The 17,887-nt window shown below is 62.8% G+C and carries 16 protein-coding genes and 1 riboswitch; of the genes, 9 read left to right on the top strand and 7 right to left on the bottom strand.

What is annotated here, in order from left to right; all coding sequences use genetic code 11:
• Positions 1–7: 7 nt before the first annotated feature.
• A complete protein-coding gene (locus HGP13_RS35630; protein ID WP_172234989.1) occupies positions 8–754 on the top strand; it encodes an enoyl-CoA hydratase-related protein in 747 nt (248 codons plus the stop codon).
• A 54-nt stretch (positions 755–808) separates the two neighbouring features.
• On the opposite strand, the gene ppk2 is transcribed toward HGP13_RS35630, so the two are convergent.
• Positions 809–1,717, bottom strand: coding sequence for a polyphosphate kinase 2 (gene ppk2, locus HGP13_RS35625; protein WP_172234529.1), 909 nt, complete (start codon positions 1,715–1,717; stop codon positions 809–811).
• A gap of 113 nt (positions 1,718–1,830) precedes the next feature.
• Between ppk2 and HGP13_RS35620 the strand changes: the two genes are divergently transcribed.
• The 3 genes from HGP13_RS35620 (at position 1,831) to HGP13_RS35610 (ending at position 5,037) form a co-directional block, all read left to right on the top strand.
• Positions 1,831–3,096 (top strand): ATP-binding protein, encoded by a 1,266-nt coding sequence (locus HGP13_RS35620; RefSeq protein WP_172234528.1) that lies wholly within the window; start codon positions 1,831–1,833, stop codon positions 3,094–3,096.
• 114 nt (positions 3,097–3,210) lie between these two features.
• A complete protein-coding gene (gene phoU, locus HGP13_RS35615; protein WP_172234527.1) occupies positions 3,211–3,936 on the top strand; it encodes a phosphate signaling complex protein PhoU in 726 nt (241 codons plus the stop codon).
• A 93-nt stretch (positions 3,937–4,029) separates the two neighbouring features.
• Positions 4,030–5,037, top strand: a complete 1,008-nt coding sequence (locus HGP13_RS35610; protein WP_172234526.1) for a magnesium and cobalt transport protein CorA — start codon at positions 4,030–4,032, stop codon at positions 5,035–5,037.
• Between the two features lie 143 nt (positions 5,038–5,180).
• Here HGP13_RS35610 and HGP13_RS35605 read toward each other — a convergent pair whose 3' ends face one another.
• Entirely contained in the window at positions 5,181–5,702 is a 522-nt protein-coding gene (locus HGP13_RS35605; RefSeq protein ID WP_172234525.1) for a GcrA family cell cycle regulator, read from the bottom strand.
• 357 nt (positions 5,703–6,059) lie between these two features.
• On the opposite strand from HGP13_RS35605, the gene HGP13_RS35600 reads away from it, so the two are divergent.
• The 3 genes from HGP13_RS35600 (at position 6,060) to HGP13_RS35590 (ending at position 9,297) form a co-directional block, all read left to right on the top strand.
• Complete coding sequence (locus HGP13_RS35600) at positions 6,060–7,259, top strand: aspartate aminotransferase family protein (RefSeq protein WP_172234524.1); 1,200 nt, start codon at positions 6,060–6,062, stop codon at positions 7,257–7,259.
• A gap of 16 nt (positions 7,260–7,275) precedes the next feature.
• Positions 7,276–8,187 (top strand): ornithine carbamoyltransferase, encoded by a 912-nt coding sequence (argF, locus tag HGP13_RS35595; protein ID WP_172234523.1) that lies wholly within the window; start codon positions 7,276–7,278, stop codon positions 8,185–8,187.
• 78 nt (positions 8,188–8,265) lie between these two features.
• The gene (locus HGP13_RS35590) at positions 8,266–9,297 is read left to right on the top strand and encodes an Hsp33 family molecular chaperone (protein WP_172234522.1); all 1,032 of its coding nucleotides are present in this window, start codon (positions 8,266–8,268) and stop codon (positions 9,295–9,297) included.
• A 40-nt stretch (positions 9,298–9,337) separates the two neighbouring features.
• Here HGP13_RS35590 and apaG read toward each other — a convergent pair whose 3' ends face one another.
• The gene (apaG, locus tag HGP13_RS35585) at positions 9,338–9,730 is read right to left on the bottom strand and encodes a Co2+/Mg2+ efflux protein ApaG (protein WP_027146773.1); all 393 of its coding nucleotides are present in this window, start codon (positions 9,728–9,730) and stop codon (positions 9,338–9,340) included.
• 299 nt (positions 9,731–10,029) lie between these two features.
• Between apaG and HGP13_RS35580 the strand changes: the two genes are divergently transcribed.
• A complete protein-coding gene (locus tag HGP13_RS35580) occupies positions 10,030–11,181 on the top strand; it encodes a ceramide glucosyltransferase (protein WP_172234521.1) in 1,152 nt (383 codons plus the stop codon).
• Positions 11,182–11,214: 33 nt separating this feature from the next.
• On the opposite strand, the gene HGP13_RS35575 is transcribed toward HGP13_RS35580, so the two are convergent.
• Complete coding sequence (locus tag HGP13_RS35575) at positions 11,215–12,405, bottom strand: O-succinylhomoserine sulfhydrylase (protein WP_172234520.1); 1,191 nt, start codon at positions 12,403–12,405, stop codon at positions 11,215–11,217.
• Positions 12,406–12,461: 56 nt separating this feature from the next.
• Positions 12,462–12,539: riboswitch (SAM riboswitch) on the bottom strand.
• Positions 12,540–12,617: 78 nt separating this feature from the next.
• Between HGP13_RS35575 and HGP13_RS35570 the strand changes: the two genes are divergently transcribed.
• Positions 12,618–13,712: a 2'-deoxycytidine 5'-triphosphate deaminase gene (locus HGP13_RS35570; RefSeq protein WP_172234519.1), complete on the top strand. Its 1,095-nt coding sequence runs from the start codon at positions 12,618–12,620 to the stop codon at positions 13,710–13,712.
• A 37-nt stretch (positions 13,713–13,749) separates the two neighbouring features.
• On the opposite strand, the gene araD1 is transcribed toward HGP13_RS35570, so the two are convergent.
• The 3 genes from araD1 to mmsA form a co-directional block, all read right to left on the bottom strand.
• Positions 13,750–14,742, bottom strand: a complete 993-nt coding sequence (araD1, locus tag HGP13_RS35565) for an AraD1 family protein (protein WP_172234518.1) — start codon at positions 14,740–14,742, stop codon at positions 13,750–13,752.
• A gap of 286 nt (positions 14,743–15,028) precedes the next feature.
• Positions 15,029–16,315 carry a multiple monosaccharide ABC transporter permease gene (mmsB, locus tag HGP13_RS35560; RefSeq protein ID WP_172234517.1) on the bottom strand — a complete coding sequence of 429 codons (1,287 nt, stop codon included), beginning with the start codon at positions 16,313–16,315 and terminating at the stop codon, positions 15,029–15,031.
• The gene (mmsA, locus tag HGP13_RS35555; protein WP_172234516.1) at positions 16,312–17,844 is read right to left on the bottom strand and encodes a multiple monosaccharide ABC transporter ATP-binding protein; all 1,533 of its coding nucleotides are present in this window, start codon (positions 17,842–17,844) and stop codon (positions 16,312–16,314) included. Before mmsA ends, mmsB begins: the two co-directional genes overlap by 4 nt.
• Positions 17,845–17,887 lie beyond the last annotated feature (43 nt).

Below are 17,887 nucleotides of genomic sequence, written 5' to 3'. Positions count from 1 at the left end.
ATCGCCGATGGGCGCGCACCCGCAACCCGAACTGCGCAACCACACGCTGATCGTCACCGTGTCGTCGAATGACGGCCGCCCGGTGCTCGATAGAAGGGCCTATGAAAGCCTGGCCAGGACCTTCCATGAGGCCGCCGACAATGACGAGGTTCGTGTCGTCGTGCTGCGGGGCCTGGCGGGCTGCTTCTGCCTTGGCGGCGACTTTTCCGAGTTCCTCGACGCCACCAAGCACCAGAAGCTGATTGCCGCTGTCACCGACATGTTCCGCACGCTGGCGACGTTCCCCAAGCCCATCCTCGCCTGTGTCGACGGCGATGCCGTCGGCGTCGGCTGCACCATCCTGTTCCACTGCGACATGGTGATCGCCTCGAATGAAAGCACGTTCCGGGTGCCGTTCGTCGATTTCGGCCTTGTGCCGGACGCGGCGACCAGCATCCTGGCACCGCAGAAGCTCGGCTATGCCGGCGCCTTCCGCTTCTTCTGCCTCGGCGACACGCTCCGCGCCGAGGACGCCAGGGCGCTCGGCCTCGTCGCCGAGATCGTGCATGACGGTGTGGAGGAGGCGACGCTCGGTCGGGCCAGGCAGCTCGTCAAGAAGCCGGTCGCCGCCTTGCTGCAGACCCGCGGCCTGCTCAAGGGCAACACCGGCGCGCTGTGCGATCGCATAGACCAGGAGATATCGCTGTTCCAACAAGCGTTGCAGGACGACACCACGCTGCGGCGCCTTCAGCGCATTGCCAGGCTGGCCGCCTGAGCGATTTCGAAGAAACCGCGCCGCGCTGCCCAATGGCCGCGCGGCGCGGAAGCATCAACCTTCCTTGCCGAGGAATGACGGCCCTTCGCCGATGATCTTCTTGTCTTCCTTGCCGATGACATCGAGATCGCGCCCCTCATAGGGCAGCGACAACAGGATGCGCCGCATCACCGCCAGTCGGGCACGGCGTTTGTCATTGGCCCGCACGATGATCCATGGCGCGAACTGCTTGTGGGTGCGCTCGAACATCGTATCGCGCACCTTGGTGTAACCGTCCCATTTGGTAATGCCGGCGACATCGATCGGCGAGAACTTCCAGCTCTTCAGCGGGCTGTAGCGGCGATCGTGAAAACGCTCGAGCTGCGTTTCCCGGCCGATGTTCAGCCAGAATTTGAAGAAGTGGATGTCGTCGTTGACGATCATCCGCTCGAAATGCGGCGTCTCGTCGAGAAATTTCTCATGCTGTTCGGGCGTGCAGAAGCCCATCACCGGCTCGACGCCGGCGCGGTTGTACCAGGAACGGTCGAAGGTGACGAACTCGCCCGATGTCGGAAAATGGTCGACATAACGCTGGTAGTACCATTGTCCCAGCTCGGGCGGGGTCGGCTTGGTCAGCGCAACATTGCGTGCCGTGCGCGGATTGAGATATTGGTGCACCACGAAGATCGTACCGCCCTTGCCGGCGGCATCGCGGCCTTCGAACAGCGCCATCACCCGCTTGCCGGTCGCTTGCAGCCATGCCTGCGCCTTGACCAGCTCGATCTGCAATTTCTCGAGCGTCTGGTCATACTCGTCGGTTTTCATCTTCTTGTCGTAGGGGTAGCCGCCCGCGGTCAGCTTGTTGTCCTCGACCCAGTCCGGAAGCTCCGGATTCTCGATGTCGAACTCCCGTTCCTTGCCGCCGATCCTGATCTTCAGCGGACCTGACGTCGGCGTTGCGGGAGATTCCTTGGCTTTTTTCATCGAGACGAACCCTTTTAAGCTTGTGGACTCATGCTATTGGGAGCCTCCACGCCGGTCTAGCAGGAACTTGCCATATGGCCGGACAGCGCCCGAGAGGGCTATAGGACGCGCGGATGGCTGAGCAAAGCGCAGAGCAGGCAAGTGTGGTGCAAGCCATGGCCATCCGGCTGTGGAACAGTCGCTGGCTGCTCGCCGCCGGCGTTGTCGGTATCCTGATCGCTTTCGCCTTCGCGGGGATCTCCGCCTATGTGCTGGTGCCGGCATTTCTTCTGCTCCTCGCTGCCGCACTCTTGCCGACCACCGGCACTCGCCAATCGGCCGAGAGTGCTGCCGCGATCGAGGCGATCGGCCTCCAGCGCCTGTCGGGCGAATATCTGGCTGCAGCCGTTGCCGATCCGTTGATCATCTTCGATCACGCTGCAACAATCGTTCACGCCAATGCCGCCGCCTTTGCCGCCTTTGGCGGCATCGCACCGGGTCTGTCGCTGCCGCTGAAATTCCGGGCGCCGGAAATGCAGGCCCTGCTCGACAGCGTGCTTTCGGGCAATGTCGCCTCCGATGTCGTCGACTATACCGAGAAGCTGCCGGTCGAACGGGCCTACCGGGTCAGCGCGTCCTCGGTCGGTCACGCCACAGACCTCTATGTGCTGGTGTTCAAGGACCAGAGCGAGGCGAGGCGCATCGATCGCATGCGCGCCGATTTCATCGCCAATGCCAGCCATGAACTGCGCACGCCGCTCGCATCCATCGCCGGCTTCATCGAAACCCTGCGCGGGCCCGCCCGCAACGACCCGGCGGCGCGCGATCAGTTCCTGCAGATCATGCAGAGCCAGACCGGCCGCATGGCACGGCTGATCGATGATTTGCTGTCGCTGTCGCGGCTCGAGATGAAGCCCTATCTGAAGCCCGGAACGGAAGTCGACCTGCGCGAGACGGTCGATGGCGTCATCGATTCACTTGGACCGCTGGCCAGGGAAAACGGCGTCGACATCGAGCGGAGCTACGCCGACGGACTGCTTGGTGTGCCGGGCGACCGCGACGAGCTGTTCCAGGTTTTCGAGAACCTCTTGGAAAACGCCTGCAAATACGGCCAGTCGGGCGGCCGCGTCCTGGTGTCGATCGCGCGTAGCAATGCCGATTCCGAACCCGGCATCGACGTCACGATCAGGGATTTCGGTCCCGGCATTCCCGAGGAGCACATTCCGCGCATCACCGAGCGGTTCTACCGCATCGATGTCGAGACCAGCCGGACCCAGAAAGGTACAGGCCTTGGCCTGTCGATCGTCAAGCATATCCTGACGCGCCACAACGCGAGGCTGACGATCAAGTCAGAGGTCGGCAAGGGCGCCGCCTTCTCGGTTCATTTGCCGACGCACTGATATCGCCCTAGTTTTCCCAGGGACCGTTTCTTTTTTCTGTCATCCGGCTAGCGTATCAGCGGGGATTCGAGGAAACGACTCAAGATCAAGAACCCGTGGGAAGGCATTTCATCCATGCAGTCCGTGCACATCATGAGCGCCTATGACGAGGAGCTGAAGTATCTGTCCAAGCGCATCGCCGCGATGGGCGGTCATGCCGAGCGCATGGTCGAGCAGGCGGTCGCTGCTCTCGTCAATGCCGATCCGGGATTGGCCCAGAAGGTCATCCGCGACGACGCCATGCTCGACGAAGGGCAGCGCGAGATCGACGACAAGGCAATCATCATCATTGCCAAGCGCCAGCCGATGGCGACCGACCTGCGCGAGATCGTCGGCGCCATCCGCATTTCCGCCGATCTTGAACGGGTCGGCGATCTCGGCAAGAACGTTGCCAAGCGCGTGGTCGCCGTCATCGATGGACGCCAGCCGACCAGCCTGTTCCGTGGCCTGGAGGCCCTGGCCAATCTGGCGCTGACCCAGCTTAAGGAAGTTCTCGACGTCTACGCCTCGCGCTCGGTCGACAAGATCGGCTTCGTGCGCGACCGCGATGATCAGATCGACGCCATGTACACGTCGCTGTTTCGCGAATTGCTGACCTACATGATGGAAGATCCGCGCAACATCACGCCCTGCACGCATCTTCTGTTTTGCGCCAAGAACATCGAGCGCATCGGCGATCATGCCACCAACATCGCCGAGACCATCTACTACATCGTCACCGGCGACCAGATGCCCGCCGACCGGCCGAAGGGCGACAAGACGGACAAGATCAGCCTTTCGGCAACGCAGCCGGCGCAATGAACTTCCTCTCGAACGCTTGATCATATTGCGCTAAACTATCCCGACGTTAAGCTTCTCGGGCCTTGATGAAGGCCGTGCTTTCCGGAGGCTGCGATGGAATATGTCCGAGAGTTCAAGCCCGCGGCGCCGACATCAGGCATCATCGCCTGCAGTGTCTATACGGCGGGGCGGCGTATCGCCGACATTCCGATCGAGGAAGCCGGCGAATGGGCCAAGAAATCGGGACACGTCGTCTGGATCGGGCTGCTTGAGCCCGACCGTGAACTCCTGCTGCGCGTCCAGGCGCAATTCCATCTGCATGAGCTTGCGATCGAGGATGCCGAGCATCCGCACCAGCGGCCGAAGATCGAGCAATATGGCGACGCGCTGTTCATCGTCGCTCGCACCGCGCAGCTGATCGAAGGACGGGTGACTTTCGGCGAGACGCATCTGTTCGTAGGATCGGGCTACATCGTCAGCGTCAGGCACGGCCCGTCGACATCCTACGCCGCCGTGCGCCAGCACTGGGAAAGCTGCCCGCATTCGCTCGCCAAGGGCGAGGATTTCGTCCTCTATGCCATTCTCGACTTCATCGTCGACAATTACATGCCGGTGCTCGAGCAGATCGAGGACGAGGTCGAGGCGATCGAGGACAAGGTCCTTTTGAAGCCGATGACCGGCCCCGACATCGAACGGCTTTACATGCTGCGCCGCGATCTCCTGCGCCTGCGCAATGCAGCACTTCCGCTGGTGGAGGTCTGCCGCCGGCTGACCAGCGCCGACCTGCCGCAGATCCACACTGCCATGCATCCGCTGTTCCGCGATGTGACCGACCACATCCGCACCGTCCAGGAAAAGATCGACAGTTTGCGCGAGGTGCTGGCGTTCGCGTTTGAGGCCAGCCTGCTGGTCGGCCAGAGCCAGGAAACGGCGATCTCGAAGAAACTCGCCTCCTGGGCGGCCATCCTGGCGGTGCCGACAGCATTCGCCGGCATCTACGGCATGAACTTCACCGACATGCCGGAACTGAAGCTGCAATATGGTTACCCAATGGTGCTCACCGTCATCGCGCTGATCTGCTCGTTTCTCTATTGGCGGTTTCGCAAGAATGGGTGGCTGTGAAAGAGAGCGAATGGCGAATAGGGAGTAGCGAATAGCAACAAAAAACGGCTTGCTCCCAGTCATAGAAGCCAAGCCGTTCCTATTCGCTACTCCCTATTCGCTATTCGCTATTCGCTATTCGCTAATCGCTAATCGCTAATCGCTTAGCGATTCCGCCTCCGCTCCGCTGCCGGCTGGAAGGCCACGCGGGCGTGATACTTGCAGTAGGGGCCGGTTTCGGCGGCCTCGTTGCCGCAGAAATTGAAGTCTTCCGACAGCGGATCGCCGTTCGGCCATTTGCAGGTGCGCTCGGTCAGCTCGACGAGGTGCAGATGCTTTGACACTGGCACCACGACGTTCTCGACCGGGCGGATGTAATGATGGCGTGTCACCGGCTCGGCATCGAACTGGGTCTGCAAGGCCGTTGCGCCGATCGAAGTGGTGACGTGGCGTGCCGTGCTTGCGGCGCGCGCCACCGATTTCTGAACGGTCGACCCCTGAGCCGTCTTCTTCTGGCGTGCCGGCGTCGCCGTTGCGCGACCACGGCCCGACAGCTTCAGGCGGTGCACCTTGCCGATGACGGCATTGCGGCTGACCCCGCCAAGCTGGGCAGCAATCTGGCTTGCGCTCAGACCCTCCGACCACAGTTTTCTGAGAAGTTCGACCCGCTCGTCAGTCCAGTTCATGAGACCGCGCTCCTGCTAAGCGTGCGGCAATCGGAATCCATTCCCGACCCAGCACCACTGCTGGGGCAGACACCACATATATCTAGTGATTAGGTCCGCCGCACGAAATCTAGTTATTTCTCGCCTACAACTACTCTATGCGCTGACTCGGTGACAAGAGTCTCAAGTGCAACACGAATCGGTTTTTTCGGTTTTCCCCAACTTGCCCGGTCGCTGATGAGCCGGAGTCTTGTCGGAGTGCTTGCCGCGCGCCACTACGCGACGTTTTCGTTGACTTCATGGCCGAAAAACCCGATAAGCCGCACAGGCCGCCGCTTTGGCGGCTTTTTTGATTTTCCGGTACCGGAGACGCATATAATGAGCGGTTCGGCGCTTTACGAGACCTTTGCTCGCGCACCCCTGGCCTTCGACCACGGGGAAGGCACCTGGCTGGTTACCGACAAGGGCGAGCGATATCTCGATTTCGCCGGCGGTATCGCGGTCAATTCGCTCGGCCACAGCCATCCGCATCTGGTCGCGGCTCTCACCGAGCAGGCGGCAAAACTCTGGCACGTCTCCAATCTCTATGAGATTCCGGGGCAGAGCCGGCTTGGCGAGCGCCTGGCTGATGCTACCTTCGCCGACAAGGTGTTCTTCACCAATTCCGGCGCCGAGGCGCTGGAATGCGCGATCAAGACGGCGCGGCGCTACCACTTCGTCAAAGGGCATCCCGAGCGCTTCCGCGTCATCACCTTCGAAGGCGCCTTCCATGGCCGCACGCTGGCGACCATCGCGGCCGGCGGCCAGTACAAATATCTCGAAGGCTTCGGCCCCAAGGTCGAAGGCTTCGACCAGGTCGGCTTCGACGACATCGATGCCGCCGAGAAGGCGATCACACCGGAAACCGCCGCGATCCTGATCGAGCCGGTGCAGGGCGAGGGCGGCATCCGCCCGGTGCCGACGCAGTCACTTAAGCGGCTGCGCCAGCTCTGCGACCAGCACGGCCTGCTGTTGATCTTCGACGAGGTCCAGTGCGGCATCGGCCGCACCGGCAAGCTGTTCGCGCACGAATGGACGGGCGTGACGCCCGACATCATGGCGATCGCCAAGGGTATTGGCGGCGGCTTCCCGATGGGCGCCTGTCTGGCCACCGACGAGGCCGTGGTCGGCATGACGTCGGGCGTGCACGGCACCACCTTCGGCGGCAACCCGCTGGCGATGGCGGTCGGCAACGCCGTGCTCGATGTGGTGCTGGCAGACGGCTTCCTCGAAGACGTCCAGCGCAAGGCATTGCTGATGAAGCAGGGTCTGGCGGCGATAGCCGACGAGTTTCCCGACGTCATCGAAGACATCAGGGGCACCGGCCTGATGCTTGGCCTCAAATGCGTCATGCCCAACACCAAGGTGAACATGGCACTGCGCGACCAGCATTTGCTGGCGGTTCCGGCCGGCGACAATGTCATCCGCTTGCTGCCGCCGCTCACCGTCACCGATGCCGAGATCCACGAAGCGCTCAATCGCATCCGCGCTGGTGCCAAAGGCCTGGCGGATGCCATAGCCGCGGCGGCCGCGAAGTAATTCCGGAATATTGCTGATGTCAGTTCGCCATTTCACCGATCTCTCTACCGTTTCCGAGGGCGACCTGCGCTTCATGCTGGACGACGCAGTGGTGCGAAAGGCACGCCTCAAGGCCGGCGAGCGGACCAGGCCGCTCGAAGGCAAGGTGCTGGCGATGATCTTCGACAAGCCGTCTACGCGCACACGCGTCTCCTTCGACGTCGGCATGCGCCAGCTTGGCGGCGAGACCATCATGCTGACCGGCACCGAAATGCAGCTCGGCCGCTCCGAAACCATCGCCGATACCGCCAAGGTGCTGTCGCGCTATGTCGATGCCATCATGATCCGCACCACCTCGCATGAGCGGCTGCTGGAACTGACCGAGAATGCGACCGTTCCGGTGATCAATGGACTGACGGACGACACCCATCCATGCCAGTTGATGGCCGACATCATGACCTTCGAGGAGCATCGCGGTCCGGTGGCCGGCAAGACCATCGCCTGGACCGGCGACGGCAACAATGTGCTGCATTCGCTGCTCGAGGCCTCGGCAAGGTTCCGCTTCAACCTCAACGTCGCCGTGCCCGAAGGCAGCGAGCCGGCGCAGAAGCATATCGACTGGTCCAAGGCGCATGGCGGCAAGCTGCACTTCACCCGCTCGCCCGAGGAAGCCGTCGACCAGGCCGACTGCATCGTCACCGATTGCTGGGTGTCGATGGGCCAGGAGCATCGCGCCCGCGGCCACAACGTCTTCTCGCCCTACCAGGTCAATGCCAAGCTGATGGCGCATGCCAAGCCGGACGCGCTGTTCATGCACTGCCTGCCGGCGCATCGCGGCGAGGAAGTGACGGACGAAGTCATCGACGGCCCGCATTCGGTGGTCTTCGACGAGGCCGAGAACCGGCTCCACGCCCAGAAGGCGGTGCTCGCCTGGTGTTTGGGCGCTTGATCTGCGGGGGCGCGATGCCTATCTGCGCCGCATCACGCAAATCAAGCGCGTTTGGACGCATGTGCCTCTCCGGGTCGCATGGCCGCGCCCTGGAGCTTTGTCATGTTGGAAATGCATCAAGTGACTGAACATCACCCCAAACTCGGCGAGTTCGGCTATGCCGGCGACGACCATGTGGTCCCGTTCGAGGTCGGCCCGCTCGATGTGCGCGGCCGCACAGTGCAGCTCGGGCCGATGCTCGACGCAATCCTCAGCCGCCACGATTATCCCGAACCGGTTGCCCGCCTGCTGGCGGAAGCCTGCGTGCTGACGGTGCTGCTCGGCACCTCGCTCAAGTTCGAGGGCAAGTTCATCCTGCAGACCCGCACCGACGGGCCGGTCGACATGCTGGTGGCGGATTTCTCGACGCCCTCGGCATTGCGCGCCTATGCACGCTTTGACGCCGACCGGCTGGAGGCTTTGGTCGCGGCGGGCGAAACGTCCCAGCAGACGCTGCTCGGCAGCGGCGTGCTGGCGTTGACTATCGACCAGGGCGCCCATACGCAACGCTATCAGGGCATCGTCCAGCTCGACGGCGAAACGCTGGAGGACGCGGCGCGCACCTATTTCCGCCAGTCGGAACAGATCCCGACGGATATCCGGCTCTCGGTTGCCAAGCTGTTGACGCCAGGTCCTGGCGGCGCGCGCGAACAGTGGCGCGCCGGCGGCATCCTGGCGCAGTTCCTGCCGCAGTCACCCGAGCGCATGCGCGTTCCGGACCTGCCCGGCGGCGATGGCGATCCGCGCGAGGAGATCCACGATCCGGCCGACAATTCCTGGCAGGAACTGTTGGCGCTGCTCGGCACGATCGAGCCGACCGAGCTGATCGATCCGACGATCGGCGCCGAGCGGCTGCTCTATCGCCTGTTCCACGAGCATGGCGTGCGCGTCTTCGGCGGCGTCCCCGTCGCCGACCAGTGCTCATGCTCGCGCGACAAGATCCGCGGCATCCTCGAGGGTTTTTCCGCGCAGGAGATCAAGGACAGCACCGAGGATGGCGGCATCCATGTCGCCTGCGAATTCTGCTCGACGCAGTACGACTTCGATCCGGCGGAATTCGCGGCGCAGTGAGGAATCCTTTCTCCCCGTATTAGTGACGGGGAGAAAGACCCTAATTCACCGTCCGCCTCGTCCCCGGCAGATCCAGCGAAAACGCCGGGATGGCGATATCGAAAGTCTCGCCCCGCTTGTTGCGCATCGTGTAGCGCCCGACCATGATGCCTGACGGCGTCGAGAGCGGGCAGCCGGACGTGTACTGATAGCTGTCGCCGGGATTGAGTTCGGGCTGGTCGCCGACGACGCCGGGGCCGCGCACTTCCTCGACCCGGCCGGCACCGTCGGTGATGTGCCAATAGCGCGACAGAAGCTGCACGAATTCGTCCGACTGGTTGTCGATCGTTATCTGATAGCCCCAGACATAGCGGTTCTCGGAAGGATCAGAGCGATCCTCGAGATAGAACGGCCTGACCTGCACTTCGATGTTGCGCGTCACGGCGCGGTACATAAGCGGCTCCAAAACAATCTCAAGCATGATCCCGAAAAGTGGGAACCGGTTTTCCCGGACAAACGGGTTTCCGTTTGTCCAGAGGTCATGCAACAAACAGAACCTTTCGGCGCTCCCGGCGAGCAGGTCAACGTGCGCGTCTTGTCGCGCCTGGTCTTGAAACGCAGGTGCCGGCAAAGAATGTCATTTAAGTGACACACGACAATGGTGGTGTGCAGGCACCGGGCGACTCGGCGCTCTGTCGAACTGCTGAAAACGGCCACGATGCAGGCCGTCTCTCCTGGAGTGACCAGATCTCGATGGAACTCACTCTCATAGCCGCCTCGCTTTCGACTGCCCTTGTCCTTTCAAACGTTGCCAGTATCCTGCTCGCCGCTTCACAGCTGAAACGGCGCACGACCATCGCACGGCGTGCCGGCAAGTCGCCGGCGGTGTCGATTGTCATACCGTCGCGCGGTGTCGAGCCGTTCACGCAGGAGACGCTGGAGCGCGCCTTCTCGCTCGACTGGCCGCGCTACGAGCTGATCTTCTGCGTCGCCCATGCCGACGATCCGGTGGTCAGATTGATCCGCGCCGCCATTGGCCGCTTTCCAAAAGTGCCAGCCCGGCTGTTGATCGGGGACGATCGCGTCAGCGCCAATCCCAAGCTCAACAATTGCGTCAAGGGTTGGGAAGCCGCGCGCCATGACTGGGTCATCCTGGCCGACTCCAACGTGCTGATGCCAAGAGACTACGTCCAGCATCTGATGGCGGCGTGGCGGCCGGATACCGGCCTTGTCTGCTCGACACCGATCGGCTCGCGGCCGGACGGGTTCTGGGCCGAGGTCGAATGCGCCTTCCTCAACACACTGCAAGCCCGTTGGCAGTATGCCGGCGAGGCGCTCGGCCTCGGCTTTGCCCAGGGCAAGAGCATGTTGTGGAACAAGCCGATGCTGGGCGCCAATGGCGGCATCCGCGCTCTGGCCGCCGAAATCGCCGAGGACGCCGCCGCTACCAAGCTGGTCAATGGTCTTGGCCTGCGCGTCAATCTCGTCGCAGCGCCCTTCGAACAGCCGCTCGGCCGACGCAGGCTTGGCGAGATCTGGTCGCGCCAGGCCCGCTGGGCGCGCCTGCGCCGCGTCACCTTCCCGCTGTTCTTCGCACCCGAAATCCTGACCGGCGCGGTGGTGCCGCTGCTGCTCGCACTGGTTGCGGCGGCAAGTGCCGGCTTCAGCCTGCCGCTGACGGCCATCGCCGTGCTGGCGACCTTCTATCTTCCTGAATGTGTCCTGGCCTGGTCCAAGGGCTGGCACCTGTCGCCGCGCATGGTCGCGGCGATGATTGCGCGAGACTTGATGCTTCCAATCATGTGGGCTCGCGGCTGGCTTGGCGGCGCTGTCGACTGGCGCGGCAACGCGATGACCATCGGCACCAAGGCCGCCGAACTGGAAGAGACGCCGTCGCGCGCCTGATCGCGGCGCGGACGAAAGCTGCCTCGACTGGTTCTATTTTGCGGCCTTCAGCGCCTGCGCGATGTCTTCCAGAAGATCGTCGGTGTCCTCCAGACCGACCGACAGCCTGAGCGTACCTGGCCCGATGCCGAGTTCGGCGCGAGCCTCGTCGCTCAAATTCTTGTGCGTGGTCGTCGCCGGATGGGTGATCAGGCTCTTGGCATCGCCGAGATTGTTCGAGATCAGCACGATGTCGAGCGCGTTCTGCAAGGCGAAGGCGGCCTGCTTGCCGCCCTTGACGTCGAGGCAGATCAGCGTCGAACCGCCCGACATCTGCTTCTTGACGATATCGGCCTGCGGGTGGTCGGCGCGGCCGGGATAGATGACGCGGGCAATCTGCGGCTGCTCGGCGAGGAAGTCGGCGATCTTGCCGGCACTCTCCGTCTGCTGGCGCACGCGCAGCGGCAGCGTCTCCAGGCCCTTGAGCAGTGTCCAGGCATTGAACGGCGACAGGCTGGGGCCGGTGTGGCGGAAATAGTCGTGCAAATTCTCGTCGATCCACTTCTTGTCGGACAGGATGACACCGCCCAGGCAGCGCCCCTGGCCATCGATGTGCTTGGTCGCCGAATAGACGACGATGTGGGCGCCGAGCTGCAACGGCTTCTGCTGCAAAGGCGTGGCGAAGACATTGTCGACCACGAGCCGCGCGCCGATCGAGTTGGCCAGCGAGGCGACGGCTGATATGTCGACCACTTCCAGCGTCGGGTTGGTCGGGCTTTCCAGGAAGAACAGTTTTGTGTTGGGCCTGACCGCCTTTTCCCAGTTGGCGATGTCGGTGCCGTCGACCAGCGTCGCCTCGATGCCGTAGCGCGGCGCCAGCGTCTCGACCACCCAGCGGCAGGAGCCGAACAGCGCGCGCGCCGCCACGATATGGTCGCCGGCCTTGACGCTGCACAGCATGGCCGCCGTCACCGCGGCCATGCCCGATGCCGTGGCGCGCGCATCCTCGGCGCCTTCGAGCGCGCACATGCGCTTTTCGAACATGTCGACGGTCGGGTTGGCGTAGCGCGAATAGATGAAGCCGGGCTCCTCGCCTTTGAAACGGGCTTCAGCGGCCTGTGCCGTTTCGTAGACATAGCCCTGGGTCAGGTACATCGCTTCGGAGGTCTCGCCGAATTGGGAACGCAGGGTTCCGCCATGCACGAGGGCTGTCTGAGGCTTCCAGTTGCGCTTCTTGCTGTTCATTGCTTTTGTTCCAGACACAAAAAAACCGGCCGCGAAAGTCGCAACCGGTCCATACGGCCTCGCGGCCAACGGTCCTTTAGCGACTTGTTTAACGTGGCTGCAAGCCGACCGGCCAAATCACCACGGGATAACGATCCTTTAGACCCGCGCCGCGCTTGCGTCAATTGCCGGCTTGATTAAGAGGGTTGTACCAACGGCCCAGGAGTGGAGCTTTGCGGCAGACAGGCATCCTTCCCGATCAGGACATTGCGGCGCTGTTCCAGTCCGGCGCGCTGAAGTCGTCGCGCGCGCTCGACACCGACCAGATCCAGCCGGCAAGCCTGGATCTGAGGCTCGGTGACAAGGCCTGGCGGGTGCGCGCCTCGTTCCTGCCCGGCCCCAACCACAAGGTTTCGGAAAAGCTCGACCGGCTGAAGCTGCACGAGATCAATCTGGCCGAAGGCGCGGTGCTGGAAACCGGCTGCGTCTACATCGTGCCGCTTCTCGAAAGCCTGGCATTGCCGGCCGAGATTTCGGCCTCCGCCAATCCGAAGAGCTCGACCGGACGGCTCGACATTTTCACCCGCGTCATGACCGACCGCGGCCACGAGTTCGACAAGATCGCCGCCGGCTACAACGGTCCGCTCTACCTGGAAGTCAGCCCGCGAACCTTCCCGATCGTCGTGCGCACCGGCTCGCGCCTGTCGCAGATCCGCTTCCGTACCGGCAACGCACTGCTGTCAGAAGCGGAGTTGCATGACCTGCACCGCGCCGAGATGCTGGTCGCCACCGAGCCGCCGAATATTTCCGGCGGCGGCATCGCGCTGTCGATCGACCTCAATGGCGACAGCGACGGGCTGGTCGGCTATCGCGGCAAGCATCACACCGGCCTCGTCGATGTCGACAAGCGGGCCGCGCAGGATGTCGTCGATTTCTGGGAACCGATCCACAAGAGTGGTGCCGGCGAACTCGTGCTCGATCCGGATGAATTCTACATCCTCGTCAGCCAGGAAGCGGTGCATGTGCCGCCGCTCTATGCGGCCGAGATGACGCCCTTCGATCCACTGGTCGGCGAATTCCGTGTCCACTATGCCGGGTTTTTCGATCCGGGCTTCGGCCACTCGGCGTCCGGCGGCACCGGGAGCCGGGCGGTGCTCGAAGTGCGCAGCCACGAAGTGCCGTTCATCCTCGACCATGGCCAGATCGTCGGCCGGTTGGTCTACGAGCATATGCAGAAGCGGCCGCAGGCGCTCTACGGCACCGATCTAGGCTCCAACTACCAGGCCCAGGGCCTGAAGCTGTCCAAGCATTTCCGCGCTGCACGCTGAGGCGGCCGATCTCCCCCACGAGGGGGAGATCATCTACTCACAGCGCCTTCACTGCCACCTTCACCGGCTGCTCAATCTCAAGCGGGTTGCGCAGCGGCAGGCCGAAATCCCCGGCCTCGATCTCGAACACGTCGCCGGCCTCGGTCTTGACGCCGTCGGCGAACGACAGTGTCGCCGTACCGAACATGTGCACATGCACGTCGCCTGGCTGGCGGAACGCCGAATATTTGAAGTGATGGTGTTCGAGATTGGCGATGGTGTGCGACATGTTCGCTTCGCCCGACAGGAACGGCTTCTCCCACAGCGTGTTGCCGTCGCGCACGATGCGCGACGTGCCGCGGATGTCGGAAGGCAGGTCGCCGATCAGGATCTCCGGTCCGAACGAGGCATTGCGCAGCTTGGAATGGGCGAGGAAGAGATAGTTCACGCGCTCTGTCACATGGTCCGAGAATTCGTTCGACAGCGTGAAGCCCACACGGAACGGAGCGCCGTCGTCGCCGATGACATAGATGCCGGCGACCTCAGGTTCCTCGCCGGCGTCCTTGGCGAAGGCCGGTGACAGGAGTGCGGCACCCGGCGCCACGGCCATCGTGCCGTTGCCCTTGTAGAACCATTCCGGCTGCACGCCGACCTGGCCTTTGGCGGGTTTGCCGCCTTCCAGGCCCATGCGGAACATCTTCATGGAATCGGTGAGCTGCTCCTCGCCATCGGTGCTGAGCTTCTTGTGCATGGAATCGCGCGTCGCCGCCGAGCCGAGATGCGTCAGTCCGGTGCCGGTGAGATGCAGGTGTGCCGGATCGGGATGGTTGATCGGCGACAACAGCCGCCCCTTCTTGTAGGCGGCGTCAAGATCGACCGTCTCGCCAAGCCCCTTGCGCTCGATTAGCGCGATCAGGCCGACGCCGGTGCGGGCAGCCTCCATCGCCAGCGAGTAAACGCTGCGGGCGCCGTTGATGATCCGGGTCTTGCCGCCATTGCGGGCAACGACACGGATGGTCTCGGCGTCGTCGAGAATCTGCGAGATCAGCATGATCAGTCCTCTCTCATGTGTCTTGGCCTGGTTGCCTGTCGGCAAACCCTGACCTGCGCGGCTCGGACCTCGCCGCGCCACGGGTGAAATTCTTCGTCCGGATTGCGCTCGCGGGCTTGATCCCCGAGGGGACTTCTTGATGCCGACGATTTGCCGGCAGCATCGCGATCTAGACCCGTATGCCTTCCTCGTTGCCTCGCCGGAGCGGTTCGACCCGCCCCCAGTATTTTCTTTCCATGCAATTCCTGTGGAAAACCGCGATGCAGTTTTCCTGGAATTGCTGCTGTCAGGCCTTGTTCTTGTTGTAGACGTCGAAGATCACGGCGCCGAGCAGAACCAGCCCTTTGACCACCTGTTGCCAGTCGACATTGACGCCCATGATCGACATCCCGTTGTTCATCACGCCCATGATGAAGCCGCCAACCACCGCGCCGATGACCTGGCCGACACCGCCCATCGCCGAGGCGCCGCCGATGAAGACGGCGGCAATGACGTCGAGCTCTGAGCCCAGACCCGCCGCCGGCACGGCCTGGCCAAGGCGCGCCGCGATGATCAGGCCGCCGAGCGCCGACAGCACGCCCATGTTGATGAACACCATCAACGTCAGCCGCTCGGTGTTGATGCCCGACAGTTGCGCCGCCTTGGGATTGCCGCCCATGGCGTAGATGCGGCGGCCGATGGTCATGCGCTTGGTGACGAAGACGAACAGCGAGATCAGCACGCCCATGACGAGCAGCACCACCGGCAGGCCCCTGTAGCTGGCGAACTCATAGACCAGGAACAGCGCCAGCGCGCTGGCGACCAGCGTCTTGACGATGAACAGCGGGAACGGCTCGGCCTCATAGCCATGGCGCTCGCGCTTGCGACGCGTCCTCACCCCGAAATAGGCATAGGCCAGCACGGCGATCAGGCCGAGGACGATCGTCGTCATATGCAGCGTCAGGCCGCTGCCCATGATGGTCTTGCCGGCCGCATTCACCGTCGGCGGGATCAGCGTCAGTGGGCCGATGACATCCGGGATGAAGCCCGAGCTGAGCATTTTGAAGTCGTCGGGAAGCGGACCGACCGAGGATCCGCCGCCCAACAGCGCCTGGCATATGCCGCGGAAGATCAGCATGCCGGCCAGCGTGACGATGAAGCTCGGTATTCGGTGATAGGCGATCCAGTAGCCTTGCGCCGCGCCGATCAGGCCGCCGACGATCAGGCAGACGATCGAAACCACCAGCGGATTGCTGAGCGGTCCGAGCTGCCATATGACCATCATGTTCGCCGCCAGCGCGCCGATGAAACCGGCGACCGATCCGACGCTGAGGTCGATATAGCCGGAAACGATGACCAGCAGCATGCCCAGCGCCATCACGATGATGAAGGAGTTCTGCTGCACCAAATTGCTGAGGTTGACCGGCTTGAACAGCGTTCCCGACGTGGTGAACTGGAAGAACAGCATGATGACGATCAGCGCGATGATCAAACCGTATTCGCGCAGGTTCGTCGTCAGCGCCGAGACGGCAATGCGTGGACGCTGCTCTTCGGCGACGTTGCCCTGCGGGGCGGGGGCGCTTTCGGTGCTCATGCTGCTTTTCCTTCTCCGCGAACGATGGCGCGCATTATTTTTTCCTGGCTCGCGTCCGCCGCCGGCATTTCGCCCACGATGCGGCCTTCGTTCATGACGTAGATGCGGTCGGTGATCCCCAACAATTCCGGCATTTCCGACGAGATGACCACGATCGCCTTACCCTCCGAGGCAAGCCGCGCGATGATCGTGTAGATTTCGTACTTGGCGCCGACATCGATGCCGCGCGTCGGCTCGTCGAGGATCAGCACTTCCGGGTCGGCGAACAGCCATTTCGACAGCACCACCTTCTGCTGGTTGCCGCCCGAAAGATTGCCTGTCAACTGGTAGACGCTGGACGCGCGGATATTGGTCTTCTTGCGATAGTCGTTGGCAACGGAGAGCTCGCGCAAATCGTCGATGACGCTGTGGCGCGACACGCCGCCGAGATTGGCGAGCGTGATGTTGTGCTTGATATGGTCGATCAGGTTGAGACCGTAGGTCTTGCGGTCCTCGGTCACGTAGGCAATGCCGTGTTGGACCGCCTTGCTCACCGAGGAGACATCGATCGGCTTGCCCTTGAGCAGCACCTCGCCGGTGATGCGGCGGCCATAGGAGCGGCCAAACAGGCTCATGGCGAATTCGGTGCGGCCGGCGCCCATCAGTCCGGCAATGCCGACCACCTCGCCTTTGCGCACGTTGATGTCGATGCCTTTGATCACCTGCCGCTCGGCGTGGATCGGGTGGTAGACCGACCAGTTCTTCACCTCGAACACGACCTCGCCGATGTGAGGCTCGCGCGGCGGATAGCGGTCGTCGAGCGAGCGCCCGACCATCGAGGTGATGATGCGGTCTTCCGAGATGTCCTTCTTGGCCAGTGTCTCGATGGTACGCCCGTCACGAATGACGGTGACCTTGTCGGCGACCCGGTTGATCTCGTTGAGCTTGTGCGAGATCAGGATCGAGGTCATGCCTTGGCGCTTGAATTCGAGCAGCAGATCGAGCAGCGCCTGGCTGTCCTTTTCGCTGAGGGACGCCGTCGGTTCGTCAAGGATCAGCAGCTTCACTTCCTTGCTCAGCGCCTTGGCGATCTCGACCAGCTGCTGCTTGCCGACGCCGATATTGGTGATCAGCGTCTTGGGGTCTTCCTTGAGGCCTACCTTTTTCAACAGCGCGCTGGTGCGCTGCTCGTTGGCGTCCCAGTCGATGACGCCGTATTTCGCGTGCTCGTTGCCAAGGAAGATATTTTCGGCGATCGACAGCATCGGCACCAGAGCAAGCTCCTGGTGGATGATGACGATACCCTTGTGTTCGCTGTCCTGGATGCCCTTGAACTGGCATTCCTGGCCCTGAAAAATGATCTGGCCGTCATAGGTGCCGGAGGGATAGACACCCGACAGCACCTTCATCAGCGTCGATTTGCCCGCGCCGTTCTCGCCGACCACGGCGTGGATCTCGCCTTCCTCGACGCTGAGGTTGACGTTCGACAGCGCCTTCACGCCGGGGAAGGTCTTGGTGATGTCGCGCATCTCCAAAATCGTCGAGGCCATGGGAACTACCGCTCCTTGAGAGGTCGGCAAACACTGCCGGCGA

Source organism: Mesorhizobium sp. NZP2077 (genome assembly GCF_013170805.1).
In the GTDB taxonomy this organism is placed as follows: Bacteria; Pseudomonadota; Alphaproteobacteria; order Rhizobiales; family Rhizobiaceae; genus Mesorhizobium.
This window is presented reverse-complemented; position numbering and strand designations above follow the sequence as displayed.